14 protein-coding genes are annotated in these 12,985 nt (G+C 56.6%); 13 read left to right on the top strand and 1 reads right to left on the bottom strand.

Annotation, left to right across the window (positions count from 1 at the left end; translation table 11 throughout):
• Together H607_RS12220 and H607_RS12215 are read left to right on the top strand one after the other, a co-directional pair.
• Positions 1 to 336: DUF4351 domain-containing protein (locus H607_RS12220; RefSeq protein ID WP_211218514.1), on the top strand; the 336-nt coding region annotated here is incomplete at its 5' end.
• 70 nt (positions 337 to 406) lie between these two features.
• Positions 407 to 910, top strand: a complete 504-nt coding sequence (locus H607_RS12215) for a hypothetical protein (protein WP_051240762.1) — start codon at positions 407 to 409, stop codon at positions 908 to 910.
• Here H607_RS12215 and xth read toward each other — a convergent pair.
• A complete protein-coding gene (gene xth / locus H607_RS0107975; RefSeq protein ID WP_028875008.1) occupies positions 903 to 1,697 on the bottom strand; it encodes an exodeoxyribonuclease III in 795 nt (264 codons plus the stop codon). The two genes, H607_RS12215 and xth, sit on opposite strands and share 8 nt — an antisense overlap.
• 65 nt (positions 1,698 to 1,762) lie before the next feature.
• Between xth and H607_RS0107970 the strand changes: the two genes are divergently transcribed.
• From H607_RS0107970 to H607_RS0107920, 11 genes are all read left to right on the top strand, one after another.
• Positions 1,763 to 2,170 carry a nucleotidyltransferase substrate binding protein gene (locus H607_RS0107970; RefSeq protein WP_028875007.1) on the top strand — a complete coding sequence of 136 codons (408 nt, stop codon included), beginning with the start codon at positions 1,763 to 1,765 and terminating at the stop codon, positions 2,168 to 2,170.
• The gene (locus H607_RS0107965; RefSeq protein WP_028875006.1) at positions 2,167 to 2,496 is read left to right on the top strand and encodes a nucleotidyltransferase domain-containing protein; all 330 of its coding nucleotides are present in this window, start codon (positions 2,167 to 2,169) and stop codon (positions 2,494 to 2,496) included. Before H607_RS0107970 ends, H607_RS0107965 begins: the two co-directional genes overlap by 4 nt.
• Positions 2,497 to 2,589: 93 nt before the next feature.
• Positions 2,590 to 3,360 (top strand): glucose-1-phosphate cytidylyltransferase, encoded by a 771-nt coding sequence (rfbF, locus tag H607_RS0107960; protein ID WP_028875005.1) that lies wholly within the window; start codon positions 2,590 to 2,592, stop codon positions 3,358 to 3,360.
• Positions 3,360 to 4,448: a CDP-glucose 4,6-dehydratase gene (rfbG, locus tag H607_RS0107955; RefSeq protein WP_037990076.1), complete on the top strand. Its 1,089-nt coding sequence runs from the start codon at positions 3,360 to 3,362 to the stop codon at positions 4,446 to 4,448. The genes rfbF and rfbG overlap by 1 nt, the downstream gene beginning before the upstream one ends.
• An 18-nt stretch (positions 4,449 to 4,466) precedes the next feature.
• The gene (locus H607_RS0107950) at positions 4,467 to 4,715 is read left to right on the top strand and encodes a hypothetical protein (protein WP_028875003.1); all 249 of its coding nucleotides are present in this window, start codon (positions 4,467 to 4,469) and stop codon (positions 4,713 to 4,715) included.
• A complete protein-coding gene (locus H607_RS0107945) occupies positions 4,712 to 5,251 on the top strand; it encodes a dTDP-4-dehydrorhamnose 3,5-epimerase family protein (RefSeq protein WP_051240761.1) in 540 nt (179 codons plus the stop codon). The genes H607_RS0107950 and H607_RS0107945 overlap by 4 nt, the downstream gene beginning before the upstream one ends.
• Positions 5,252 to 5,278: 27 nt before the next feature.
• Positions 5,279 to 6,214, top strand: coding sequence for an NAD-dependent epimerase/dehydratase family protein (locus tag H607_RS12210; protein ID WP_051240760.1), 936 nt, complete (start codon positions 5,279 to 5,281; stop codon positions 6,212 to 6,214).
• Positions 6,215 to 6,257: 43 nt separating this feature from the next.
• Positions 6,258 to 7,451 (top strand): class I SAM-dependent methyltransferase, encoded by a 1,194-nt coding sequence (locus H607_RS0107935; protein WP_028875001.1) that lies wholly within the window; start codon positions 6,258 to 6,260, stop codon positions 7,449 to 7,451.
• 289 nt (positions 7,452 to 7,740) lie between these two features.
• A complete protein-coding gene (locus tag H607_RS13335) occupies positions 7,741 to 8,499 on the top strand; it encodes a hypothetical protein (RefSeq protein WP_169393595.1) in 759 nt (252 codons plus the stop codon).
• A gap of 139 nt (positions 8,500 to 8,638) precedes the next feature.
• Positions 8,639 to 11,362: a glycosyltransferase family 2 protein gene (locus tag H607_RS13135; protein ID WP_083961989.1), complete on the top strand. Its 2,724-nt coding sequence runs from the start codon at positions 8,639 to 8,641 to the stop codon at positions 11,360 to 11,362.
• 28 nt (positions 11,363 to 11,390) lie between these two features.
• Positions 11,391 to 12,946 (top strand): IS3 family transposase gene (locus H607_RS0107920; protein WP_088178290.1). Its coding sequence is split into 2 segments (ribosomal slippage): positions 11,391 to 11,823 and positions 11,823 to 12,946, totalling 1,557 coding nucleotides; the frame shifts between segments, so codons are not numbered across the junction.
• The last annotated feature ends 39 nt before the right edge of the window (positions 12,947 to 12,985 follow it).

The following is a 12,985-nucleotide window of genomic DNA, read 5'->3' as shown; positions in this document are numbered from 1 at the left end:
TACCTATTACGAGACCTCAAGCCCGAGCTCGACGTGCCCGAATCCTACGACCTGGGGGAAGTGACCATGCAATTCGCCGAACGCATCAAAGAACAAATCCGTCAGCGCGAGCAGAGTGCGCTGCAACAGGGGCTGCAGAAAGGATTGCAACAAGGGCTGCAAAAAGGCGTCTTGCAGGGCGAGGCGCTTCTGCTTCAGCGCCAGCTCACCCGTCGCTTCGGCCCCTTGCCCGAGTGGGCGCGCCAGCGCCTGCACGATGCTACATCCGACGAGCTCGAAACCTGGGCCGACCGGGTGCTCGATGCGCAGCGTCTCGAGGACGTCTTTGCACCCTGAGCGGATGGCTTGCAGCATCGTGTGAATGTGCGGTTAGAATTCATCTCATCCGTTTTCTTTTGGAATTCCCATGGGCGCTGCGCTGAAACTCTACGAAGAGCTGCTCGACGCGGGCGAGGACAAGCGCCGCGCGAAGTTGATCGCCGAGGCGTTCGAAGCGCTGGAAGCGCGCTATCCGGATTTGCGCGACGTGGCCACGCACGCCCACCTGCGCGAGACGGAGCTGCGCCTGCTGCGAGAGATCGAGGCCATCCGCCTGGAGACGAAAGAAGTCGAGGCGAACCTGCGCAAGGAGATCGAGGGTGTGCGCCTAGAAATGAAGGAGATCGAGGCGAACCTGCGCACGGAAATGCGTGAGATCGACGCCAATTTGCGCAAGGAAATCGAAGGCGTGCGTCTGGAGATGAAGGGAATCGAGGCGAACCTGCGCAAGGAGATCGAAGGCGTACGCCTGGAGATCAAGAACGTCGAGGTGCGGCTGACGCAGGCGATTCATCGTCAGACGGTCTGGGTGATCCTGGCGATCGGCGGTATCACCGGCTTCATCCGTTGGCTGGACGTGTTCTTCAAGTGAGGTCGGCGAGCTCCAGCACCACCGGGGCGTGATCCGAGGGGCGTTCCCAGCGACGGGGTTCGACATCGATCGTGCAGGCGCGCAGGCGCGGCAGCAGCGGCGGCGAGACGAGGATGTGGTCGATGCGCAGGCCCAGGTTGCGCCGAAACGCCCCTTGGCGGTAGTCCCACCACGAATAGGACTGCGGGGGCTGGGGAAAGCGGCGGAAGGCGTCGACGAGCCCGAGCGAGACGAACCGGGCGAAAGCCGCGCGCTCGGGGGGCGAGGCGAGGATGCCGTCTTGTGGCCAGTCGGGATGAGTATCTTCGGCGGCGGGGGCGATGTTGAAGTCGCCCATCAGCACGAAGGGGCGCTCCGTGAGCCGCTCCCGTTCGATCCAGGAGGCGAGCGCCTCGATCCAGGCGAGCTTGTAGGCGAACTTGTCGCTACCCACCGCCTGACCATTGGGGAAATACGCGCTCGCGACCCAAAGCGGTGTCTGGCTGCCGGGCTCATCGACCTCGGCCACGATGAGCCGCGCCTGCTCGTCGTCGAACTCAGGGACGCTGCGCACCACCTCGCGCCACGGCAACCCCTCGCGCACCAGCAGCGCCACCCCATTGTACGTTTTCTGGCCATGCACGGCGGCCGTGTAGCCGAGTTCAGCGATCGCGTGTACGGGAAATTTCTCCGCCGGACATTTGAGCTCCTGCAAGGCAAGCACGTCGGGGCGGGCGTCGGCAAGCCAGCGCTGCAAGTGCGGCAGCCGGGCGGTGATCGAGTTGAGGTTCCAGGTGGCGAGTTTCATGGGCAGGATTGTACCGCCGCACTGCTATGATGAACGCGCTTGCCGGCACGAGAGGAGACTGGATCATGGTCGATGAGGTTCGCTGGAAACAGCGGTTCGAGAATTTTCAGCGGGCGCTGAATCAGCTGAGCGCGGCCGTTCGCTTGTCCGAAACGCGGCCGCTCACCGACCTCGAAAAACAAGGGCTGATCCACGGATTCGAGTTTACCCATGAACTGGCCTGGAACGTCCTGAAAGATTACCTCGAAATGGAAGGCATCCAGGGGCTCGTGGGTTCGCGCAGCACGGTGCGAGAAGCGTTCAAGCGTGGTCTCGTGCGCGATGGCGAAATATGGATGGACATGATCGAGAAGCGCAATCTCTCCAGTCATACGTACAACCAATCCGTGACCGAAGCGATCGTCTCGGCCGTCGTCGAGCGATACCATGGGGCTTTTCTGGAGCTGCGAGATCGCCTGGCGAGGGAACTATGAACGAAGCACATGAATTCGGTCTGCCCCAGCGCACGATCGACATCATCCGGCGCATCCTGGCCGAAGTTCCCGCAGTGGAGAAGGCGGTGATCTTCGGCTCGCGCGCCAAGGGAACGTACCGGCCGGGATCGGACATCGATCTGGCCCTGTTCGGTCCCAAGCTCGACCTCGATACGCTCGGCCGCATCGCGGGGCAACTGGATGAATCGCCCATCCCTTATCAGGTGAACCTCTGCCTCTTCGATGCGATCGACCATCCGGGACTGCGCGAGCACATCGAACGGGTGGGGAAGGTGTTCTACCAGCGGGAAAGTTCGGGTCCATGACGTGGGCAGCGGAAACGCCTTGTTTTCTTGCCGTGAAATTTGGTTACAATGCCCCTGACACACGCCGCCCGCTGCGGCGTTGGGGGAGGGGGGATGAAGTGCGTGATCCTCGCCGGGGGCTACGGCACCCGGATCAGTGAGGAGTCTCATCTGCGGCCCAAGCCGATGATCGAGATCGGCGGGCGGCCGATTCTCTGGCACGTGATGAAGTTCTATTCCGCCCATGGGATCAACGACTTCGTCATCTGCCTCGGCTACAAGGGCTATGTCATCAAGGAATACTTCGCCAACTACTTCCTGCACATGTCGGACGTCACCTTCGACATGACCCACAACTGCATGGAAGTACACCAACGGCACGCCGAACCTTGGCGGGTGACGCTGGTGGACACTGGCGAAGGTACCATGACCGGCGGGCGCCTGAAGCGCGTGGCGCCTTACATCGAAAACGAAGACGCTTTCTGCTTTACCTATGGCGACGGGCTCTCGAACGTAGATCTGGGTGCCGAAATCGCCTTTCACCGCGCACATGGCAAGCTCGCCACGGTCTGCGCCGTGCAACCACCGGGACGATACGGCGCGCTGCAGCTGGCAGGCAGCAAAGTGACCGGCTTTACCGAAAAACCGCGCGGCGACGGCGGCTGGATCAATGGCGGCTTTTTCGTGCTCTCGCCCGGCGTGCTCGAGTTCATTGCGGGCGACACTTCGCCGTGGGAGGGCGAATCGCTCGAAAACCTTGCCCGGCAGGGCGAGCTGATGGCCTTCGAGCACGCGGGTTTTTGGCAGCCGATGGACACGCTGCGCGACAAATATCTGCTGGAAGACTTGTGGACTTCCGGGCGGGCACCGTGGAAGATCTGGTAATGTCTGCCGTGAGCGCCGCCCTGCCTGTGCTCACCTTCTGGCGGGGCCGACGTGTGTTCATTACCGGCCACACCGGATTCAAGGGCGGCTGGCTCTCGCTCTGGCTGCAACGGATGGGAGCGGAAGTCACCGGCTATGCCCTGCCGCCGGCAACGACCCCGAACCTTTTTACGCTCGCCCGCATCGGCGAGGGCATGGATTCCCGCATCGGCGACGTGCGCGACGCCGTGGCGTTGGCCGATGCGATGCGCACCGCCCGGCCCGAGATCGTCTTTCACCTCGCCGCCCAGCCTCTGGTGCGCGCCGGCTACCAGGCACCGGTCGAGACCTATGCCACCAACGTCATGGGCACGGTGCATCTCCTCGAGGCGGTGCGTCAGACGCCCTCCGTGCGCGCCGTGGTGATCGTCACCAGCGACAAATGCTACGACAACCGCGAATGGCTCTGGGGCTACCGTGAAATCGAACCCCTGGGTGGTGCCGACCCCTACAGCAGCAGCAAAGCCTGCGCCGAACTCGTCACCGGCGCCTACCGCAACGCCTACTTTTCCCCCGAGCGTTACGCCGAGCACGGTGTGGCCATTGCCTCCGCCCGCGCCGGCAACGTCATCGGCGGCGGCGACTGGGCGGCAGACCGCCTCGTCCCCGACATCCTGCGTGCCATCTCCGCGGGCGAACCCGTGCGTATCCGTCACCCGGACGCCATCCGCCCCTGGCAGCACGTGCTCGAACCCCTCGCGGGCTACCTCATGTTGGCCGAGCGCCTTGCCGAATCCGGCCCCGCTTGGGCCGAAGCGTGGAATTTTGGCCCGGCCGAAGACGACGCCCGGCCGGTGCGCTGGATCGTCGAGCGCCTCACCCAAGCCTTGGGCGGAGGCGCGAATTGGCAGCCCGACGCGGCCCCCCGGCCCCACGAAGCGCATTACCTGAAACTCGACAGCGCCAAGGCCCGTGCCCGCCTCGGCTGGCGTCCGCGCTGGAATCTCACACAAGCGCTCGACGCCGTCGTCGCCTGGCACCGCGCCCATGCCGCGGGGGAAGACCTGCGGCAGGTGTGCGGGCGGCAGATCGACGACTATTCGGCTTGAGTCAAAAGAGGAGCCCTCATGCCCACCACCATCCTTCGTCATCGCCTCAAGGCCGATGCCGACCGCACGATCCAATTGACGCTTCCGCCCGAACTGGGTGATGAAGTCGAGGTGCTCATCCTCCCCGTTTCAGATGCCAGCTCCAGCCTGCCGCCGGAAAAGCTGGCGCTGGCGCGGATGACGGACGAAACCGGTTTCGTGCAAGCGGTGCTTGCGAGCGCAGAAGAGGAATGCTGGAATGTTTTCGTCGAAAGAGCAGTTGCATGAGCTCAAAGCGTTTTGACACGATTCCGATGCCGTTGGCCGGTTTGGTGATCCTTCAGCGCCAGCCGATTCAAGACGCGCGCGGCTATCTGGAAAGAATGTACTGCCGCGACGAATTGCGCGATATCCTCGGAGAAAGGACGATCTGCCAGATCAATCACACGCACAACGTCTTGGCCGGCACCGTGCGCGGCATGCACTACCAGCTGCCACCGCACGCCGAGTGCAAGATCGTCAGCTGCTTGCGCGGTGCGATTTTCGATGTCGCCATCGACCTGCGCCAACGTTCCCCCACGTTTTTGCGGTGGCACGGCGAAGTGCTGAGTGCGGAGAATCATCGCACCCTCGTCATCCCTGAGGGATTTGCCCACGGATTCCAGGCGCTCACCGACGACACCGAAGTCCTGTACTTCTCCACCGCTGCTTACGCCCCTTTTGCCGAGCGTGCCGTCAACGCCTGCGATCCGCGTATCGGCATCGTCTGGCCCAAACCGATCACCTGCATGTCCGACAAGGATCGCAGCCATGCCTTCCTGTAAGATGGCGCCCCAACAGGGGTTTGACGCATGGCCGGCACGAATCTGCGAGAGTCCGGCATGAAATTCCTCGTCACCGGTGCATCGGGTTTCCTGGGTCGCCATCTGGTTCCCGCCTTGCTGGCGCAAGGGCATGAGGTGGCTTGCCTGACACGTGAGCCGAATGCCCTGCCTTCTGCCTGGGGTTCGCTGCCCCGTGCGCGCGTGACCCGGGAGGGCGAGGCGATTCACCGCCTCTGCGCCGAATTCCGGCCGGAGGTCGTCATCCACCTTGCCGCGTATTACGTGAGCGAACATCGCCCGGAAGACGTCGCACCGCTCGTCGACGCCAACCTGCTCCTCGGCGTGCATGTGCTCGAGGCCATGCGGGCCTGCGGCTGCCGCCACATGGTCTATATGGGGACCTCCTGGCAGCACTACCAAGGCGCGGACTATTGCCCTGTCAATCTCTACGCTGCCACCAAGGAGGCGTTTTCCGCCTTGGCCCAATACTATCTCGACGCCGAAGGGTTCCGCCTCCTGGAACTGCACCTCTACGACAGCTACGGCGAAGACGACCCGCGCCCGCGCTTGCTGAATCTTCTGGAAAAAAGCGCCCAAAGCGGCATTCCGCTTGCCCTGTCCCCCGGCGAACAGCGCCTGCACCTCGTGCATGTGGAAGATCTCGTCACCGGCCTCTGCATTGCCGGCCGGCTGGTTGCCGAAATGCCGGCAGGCGAGCGACGCATCTACCGCTTGCCTTCCAAAAAAATGGTATCGTTGCGCGAACTGGTTACCCTTTTCAACGCGGCTGACCCGGATCATCCTGCCCAGGTGGACTGGGGCGCCCGCCCGTATCGGCGCCGTGAAGTCTTCAGACCGTGGGAAAACGCGCCGATATTGCCAGGGTGGACGCCGCGCATCGATCTTGAAACGGGTTTGGCGCGTTATCGGAGCTGGTACAAAAAAACTGGCACGCGCCCGTAACACTGGCGCAGGGACTGGACGATTATGCGCAGAGGATGATCCCATGACGAAAAACCTTTGTCCCCTCTGTGACGGCGAGCGATTGATTCGATTTTTGCATCGTCCCCAAGTTCCCGTCCATCAAAATCTTCTGCTTTCCAGCCTCGAAGCTGCACGCTCGCTCGCGCGAGGCGAGCTGGACATGGTCATCTGCGCCGATTGTGGTTTTGTTTTCAACCGTGCCTTCGACCCCGCGCTTTTGTCCTACGGCGAGCAGTACGACAATACCCAAGCGTGCTCACCTTGTTTCGATGCCTATCTCGACGGCCTGGTCGCCGATCTCGTCGAGCATCACGGCGTGCGCCACAGCACAATCGTCGAGGTCGGCTGCGGTAAAGGGCATTTTTTGCAGAAACTGGTCGCCTACCCGGCATCGCACAATCGCGGCATCGGATTCGACCCCAGCTATGTCGGTCCGGATACCGTGCTCGAGGGCCGGGTGCGCTTTCAGCGTCGGTTCTACGATGAGTCCTGCGCCGACGTAAAGGCCGACGTGGTCGTCTGCCGGCATGTCATCGAACACATCCCTCAACCGCTTGTGTTGCTGCGTGCCGTCCGGGCGGCGCTCAACCATGCTCCTGATGCCCGTGTCTTCTTCGAGACACCTTGCGTCGAGCGGATTCTGCGCCATCAGGTGATCTGGGACTTCTTCTATGAGCACTGCTCGCTCTTTTGCGCGGCCTCACTGCGTCACGCATTCGAGCGTTCCGGCTTTACAGTGCTTGGCGTCACGCCTCGCTTCGGCGAGCAGTATCTCTGGCTCGAGGCCAAACCTGCCTCGGCACTGTCTGCCCTCCCTCGAGAGGACGCGAGCGCGCTCGTTGCGCTTGCACAGGACTATGGCAAAAACGAGGCTGCGCTTCGCCAGACTTGGTTCGACCGTCTCCAACGGCTACGTCGCTCGGGAAAGATCGCCATCTGGGGGGCTGGAGCCAAGGGGGTGACCTTTGCCAATCTGATCGACCCGGAATGTGCATTGATCGAATGCGTCGTGGACCTCAACCCCGCCAAACAGGGGCGCTACCTGCCGGGAACGGGACACCCGATCGTCTCCCCCTCGGAGCTGCCGTCGCGCCATGTTGCCCATGCGATCCTGATGAACCCCAATTACCGCGAAGAAAACTTGTGCCTGCTCACCAGTGCTGGCATAACGCTTGATCTGATAGACTGGGGTCACACGTCTCCGAGCACTTCCTGAATTCAAGAAAGAATGTGACGCAAATCGAGAAACAATGAAAAATGGTTACCTGCTACAAAATTCGACGGACGGTGTGGCTCGTGAAGTTCGGTACCATCCTTTGGTGAGAATCACCCACGGCCGCAGAGTGCCAGAAATGGTCGTGGGACATGAGAGGCCACAACAGACGGCCAAAACGACGGAGGAATCGAGAAAATTCAATGTTGAGTATCATAAATGACGTGTGTTACCCCAAGTGTTCCGGAAAATTCAATATCTAGGATTTTATCATAAAAAGAAGATGATTCAAATGGATTGCCATGAATTCTGTGTGGAACTAGAAAAATCAATTATCGATTCGGTACGAAAATGCTACCCATATTCTTGGGATGAGAACCACATTTCTTTCACGATTATACAAGATCTTGTGGCGCATCACAAAATGGTATCGCTTGAGGGGCTTGATCATCCATTCAAGATTATTTGGGATGTTCGGAAATTGAGACTTCCTGAAGAATCAACATACGGTGATATTGGGGTGCTCGTTCGTATGACAACTTGGGCAGGTGAAACGTTGGAAGGGGTTGGATTACTGGAAGCAAAGAAGCGTGACATAGGAAAGAGCACCTTTTCTGCTACCAAAGCCAAGCAAATCAAGAACATCCTTTCCAATGCACCGTCGGCCCGTCTGGTGCTATACGACTATGACAATGTGTCGTCGTGCATGGATAATTTATTTTTGCAATTTGGAAACTACTACAGCTATCGGCACTATGGTGTAGTCCAGCCATTTACGCATTGTGTATGCCTCCCTGTTGGAACAGCACTACAGCAAGGCAAGTTCACAACCGAACTTCATAAGTTTGGGGTACCCTTGTCGTATCAACTTCTCGGTCGCTACTTTAGAGGATTCGACTTAGAGCTTGATCCGACTACAATTCAAGCTGTAAAGAATAATGCATGGCGGCACGGTGGACCAAGAATCATGTTATTGGTTGGTGTATCAACAGGCAATTCGGAGCCAATATTGCCAGAGATAGATTCAGATCTCTATGAAAAAATCGATTGAGATCTAAATCCTCATTTCAGCGGATCTTGTGCATAAATCTGCACAAGGCCGCTGAATTCAAACGTTAAAGTACACCAATTCTTCTGTGTTAAGGTATTTTTCGTCTCGATATATTCTAAATCTCCGAAAATATACAGCCATGAAAAAAAACAAATTATCAATTTTGATGCCTAGTAACAGAAAATGGTTTAAGTCGCTGTCAGGTATATTAAAGGCGTTTGAAATAGAAGATAATAATGTTGAAGTTATTATTGCAGACAATAGCGGTGATAGTTTGAAAAAATCTATAATTTCACAGCTGTTTGAAGACAGGAGAAATTTTAATGCCAAGTTAATTAAAAACCAAGAAAACACTTCATTGCAGAAAAATTGGCGATCCGCAATAATCGAAGCAACCGGAAGTCATATTTTATTTTTGGCTGACGATGACTATTTCAATACAGAATTTATTGACGAATTTCTTGAAAAAAACCGAGATAATACAAAAAAATATTACATTCCGCCATTACATCAGTATGGATTTGGAAGAATTTCCTCCATTTTTACAACCGAATTATCAGGAATTAATTGGGGCGAAAGAATCATTAGCCATATAAATGCAAGAATAACTCCGCTGTTAATATATTCGATAACTCCCGCCGATTTGGCAAAAAAATTCTTTCTTTCATACATAAAAAATCATCCATTGGTTGGAACATTTCTGGACTGGAGTTTTGAATACTTCATCCGCGCTTGGTGCGAAGGGGAGAATCTCACAAAAGGATTTTATCTCTGGGACGGTGAGCGATGGATGCAAGCTCAAACGGCCATGGATGCAGACGCCAAGCAATACATGCAATATGGCTTGCCCTACTGGTTTGTTGCGTTTCATCAGTTGTTTTGGGCAGTTGACCTTTGCCATTTCATTGACAGTGCGTATTTTCCCAAAGATAAGGAAAGAAGGAACTCGGTTATCAGGGCTATTATAAACAGAAATATGCCAATCATGAGAAACGAGTTGGCTTCGGTGAAGAACCACTTGTTTCAGAATGCAGCGTTGCCGCAAAGTCTCAAGAAAGATATCATTGCTCTTGTGCAAGACGGAAACCCTGATCTCGAAGATCTTGATGTTGTTTTTTTTCGAATACTTGAGGAGACGTTGCCGTCCAAAGCTTACGAGTACAGGGGTTTTATCGAGAAAATAAAAACAGAAGAAATTTATTCGTTGAATTTGGAGGGTAATGGGAAAAATTGTGATGAAATATTAAATGTTGACAGTAATGTTCAAAGCAAATCATCTTTCGTTACCCCAAAAGTTTCAGTGATTATCCCTTGTTACAATCAAGCCCAATTTCTCGAAGATTCTGTCTCGAGCGTTCTGGCCCAGTCCTTTGAAGATTGGGAGTGTATCATTGTCAATGATGGCAGCCCGGATGATACTTCTGCAGTCGCAAGAGCGTTGCTGCGCAAAGATCCGAAAGCAAGAATACGTCTGCTCGAGAAAGAAAATGGTGGTTTGGCAAGCGCCCGAAATTTTGGAATTGTGTCCGCACGTGGTCGATATATTCTTCCCCTTGACGCGGATGATAAGATTGATTCGAACTTCTTAAAAGAAACGGTCGCCATACTGGACAACAACCCTGAATTTTCCATCGTTTATACTGACGAACAGAATTTTGGAGAAGCGAACCACATTCACGTCAAAGGAGAATCTCGGCTCGATGTTCTCAAATTAGCCAACGTCCATGATTACTGTTCCCTCTACCGCAAAGAGGTTTGGGAAAAAGTTGGCGGCTATTCTCCGGCAATGTATCTTGGGGGTGAGGATTGGAACTTTTGGGTGGCGGCAGCAAAAAATGGATTTAAATCCTTTCATTTACAAAAACCTTTGTTCTTTTATCGCAACCGTCCCAACACCATGGTATCAGGTACGCTTGCAAGCCTTGATGAGGTTTGGGCGCACATGGTTTTTCATCATCCGGAAATATATACGAAAGAAGAAATAGAAAAAGCAAAAAACATTCTTGCTAATACAAAACCAGAAAATATAGAAAAATTAAAGATTGCTTTAAAAAAGCACCATGATAATAAAATTCTCCAGAAAATAGCTGAAGCTGTTTTTGGTAGAAAAAATAACCCGCTGGTTTCCGTAATTATTCCGACTTATAATCGCCCAGATCTGTTGATTCGCGCGATCAGGAGCGTCAAGGAACAAAACTATAAAAATACAGAAATTATCGTTGTTAACGATGCTGGAAAAGAGGTTTCTGATATTGTCAATTGGCTGTCTGAAGGATCAAATATTGTCTATGTCCGTCATGGTATAAATCGAAGACAAGCCGCAACACGCAATACTGGTCTTCGAGTGGCCAGAGGTGAGATCATCTGCTATCTTGACGATGATGATGTTTTTCTTCCTGATCATATTGAGACTATAGTCGATCACCTGACCGAATCTGATTCGCCGTTTGCCTATACCGAAGCAGAGTATGTCGTTGAGTCATCAGAACATAGCCAGATGAAAGAACTCCGACGCTATAGGTACAGCGAAGATATGTCTTTCTCTAGGAAAAGGTTGCATGTCTGCAATTACATCCCCGTGAATACCTGGGCCCATCGGCGCCGTATACTCGATGAAGTGGGTTATTTCGACGAAACTCTTGACAATCATGAGGACTGGGAATTTTTGTTGCGTTGTGCAAGAAAATTCGACCTAGTTCACGTGCCACGGGTGACGGTTGAAGTGCATCAACGGCTTGAAGATGACAATACGCAAAGGAGAGAGCGCTCCAAGTTCTTCGAAACGTTCCAGCTGATTTACTCGCGCTACGATGACTTGGGTGACCCTCTGTGTCAGAATAGTTGTCGTCTCGATAGATCCTGAAACCAGAGGGCGACAAAGGAAGAACGAAGTGGCCAGATACGGACAGTCCTTCAAGGACAGGGCGGTTGCACGGCTGTTGCCGCCAGAAAGTGTCGCGGTGCAGACGCTGGCGCGAGAGCTGAGCATTTCAGCTGCGACGCTAGCGCGCTGGCGAGCCGAGGCGCTCTCCCAGCCCGTTGGCGAGCGGGGCTGGAGTGCGGGGGCCCGATTCGAAGCGGTGCTCTCGACCGCCGCGATGGACGAGGCGAGCAAAGGGGCCTGGTGCCGCGAGCATGGCGTGTATCCCCAGACGCTCGAGCAATGGCGCACCGCCGCCCTGCAGGCGCTCGATGAGCCCGAGGAAGTCGCACGGCAGGCTCTGCGGGAGAAGAAGGCCGAGCGGGGTCGCATCAAGGAACTCGAGCGCGACCTGCGCCGCAAGGAAAAGGCGCTGGCCGAAGCGGCAGCGTTGCTGGTGCTATCAAAAAAGCTCGAAGCGATCTTCCCCAAGGACGAGGACGCATGATCGGCCTGGAAGATCGCCAAACACTGGTCCGACACATCGATGAGGCACACGCAGCCGGCGCGCGCCTACGCCCGGCCTGCGAGGTCGCAGGCATGACGCTGCGCACCCTGCAGCGCTGGAAAGCGCAGGAAGGACTGCGCCAGGGGGACCGCAGGCCCCTGGCAAAGCGTGCGCAGCCGGCGCATGCGCTCAGCGACGAAGAACGGGCGAGGATCCAGGCGTTGGCCAACGAGCCCCGTTTCGCCGACCAACCCCCGGCGCGCATCGTCCCCACGCTGGCCGACGAGGGCGTCTATCTTGCCAGCGAATCGAGCTTTCAGCGCGTGCTGCGTGCCCACGGACAAACCCGTCACCGTGGGCGCAGCCGTGCGCCGCAGCGCACGCGAGCGCCGACGACGCACGTAGCCAGCGCCCCCGGACAAGTGTGGTGCTGGGACATGACCTACCTGCCCACCCACGTGAAGGGGCAGTGGTTCTACCTGTATCTGATCATGGATCTGTACAGCCGCAAGATCGTCGGCTGGGAGATTCATGCCACCGATGAGGCAGAACACGCGGTGAGCCTGCTCAAGCGCACCGCGTTGGCCGAAGGCCTCCACGCCCTGCCGGAAAAACCCGTGCTGCACGGCGACAACGGCAGCACGCTCAAGGCCACCACGGTGTTGGCGATGCTGCACTGGCTGGGGATCAAGCCCTCATACTCTCGCCCCAGGGTGTCCGACGACAACGCCTTCGTCGAATCGCTCTTCAAAACGGCGAAGTACCGCCCCGAATTCCCGGCGCGCGGCTTCGCCAGCCTGGACGAAGCCCGCCAGTGGGGACAGCACTTCGTGCACTGGTACAACGTCGAGCATCGCCACAGCGGCCTGCGCTACGTCACCCCCGCCCAGCGACATGCAGGGGAAGACCACGCGATCCTGGCGGCACGGCACCAGACCTATCTGCAAGCCCGCGAACGTCACCCGGCACGCTGGTCCGGGCAGACACGGGACTGGACACCGATCGGGGCCGTCACGCTCAACCCGGAACGGGACAGCGTCGTTCGGGACTCTACCCAAGCTGAAATAGAAGGCAGGTGATTGCATGAATCAGGCGACAACTATCTTGACTTGTTCCGG

Origin of the sequence: Tepidiphilus margaritifer DSM 15129 (assembly GCF_000425565.1) — a bacterium.
GTDB lineage: Bacteria > Pseudomonadota > Gammaproteobacteria > Burkholderiales > Rhodocyclaceae > Tepidiphilus > Tepidiphilus margaritifer.
Note: the sequence above shows the minus strand (reverse complement) of the source record. Positions and strands in the feature narration are given on the sequence as shown.

Excerpts from the sequence above, each read along its gene's own strand:
- rfbG (WP_037990076.1), top strand. The coding sequence starts at position 3,360 with ATGTCTGCCGTGAGCGCCGCCCTGCCTGTGCTCACCTTCTGGCGGGGC.
- H607_RS12215 (WP_051240762.1), top strand. The coding sequence starts at position 407 with ATGGGCGCTGCGCTGAAACTCTACGAAGAGCTGCTCGACGCGGGCGAG.
- H607_RS0107950 (WP_028875003.1), top strand. The coding sequence starts at position 4,467 with ATGCCCACCACCATCCTTCGTCATCGCCTCAAGGCCGATGCCGACCGC.
- H607_RS12210 (WP_051240760.1), top strand. The coding sequence starts at position 5,279 with ATGGCCGGCACGAATCTGCGAGAGTCCGGCATGAAATTCCTCGTCACC.
- H607_RS0107935 (WP_028875001.1), top strand. The coding sequence starts at position 6,258 with ATGACGAAAAACCTTTGTCCCCTCTGTGACGGCGAGCGATTGATTCGA.
- H607_RS13335 (WP_169393595.1), top strand. The coding sequence starts at position 7,741 with ATGGATTGCCATGAATTCTGTGTGGAACTAGAAAAATCAATTATCGAT.
- H607_RS0107970 (WP_028875007.1), top strand. The coding sequence starts at position 1,763 with ATGGTCGATGAGGTTCGCTGGAAACAGCGGTTCGAGAATTTTCAGCGG.
- rfbF (WP_028875005.1), top strand. The coding sequence starts at position 2,590 with ATGAAGTGCGTGATCCTCGCCGGGGGCTACGGCACCCGGATCAGTGAG.
- H607_RS0107945 (WP_051240761.1), top strand. The coding sequence starts at position 4,712 with ATGAGCTCAAAGCGTTTTGACACGATTCCGATGCCGTTGGCCGGTTTG.
- xth (WP_028875008.1), bottom strand. The coding sequence starts at position 1,697 with ATGAAACTCGCCACCTGGAACCTCAACTCGATCACCGCCCGGCTGCCG.
- H607_RS0107965 (WP_028875006.1), top strand. The coding sequence starts at position 2,167 with ATGAACGAAGCACATGAATTCGGTCTGCCCCAGCGCACGATCGACATC.
- H607_RS13135 (WP_083961989.1), top strand. The coding sequence starts at position 8,639 with ATGAAAAAAAACAAATTATCAATTTTGATGCCTAGTAACAGAAAATGG.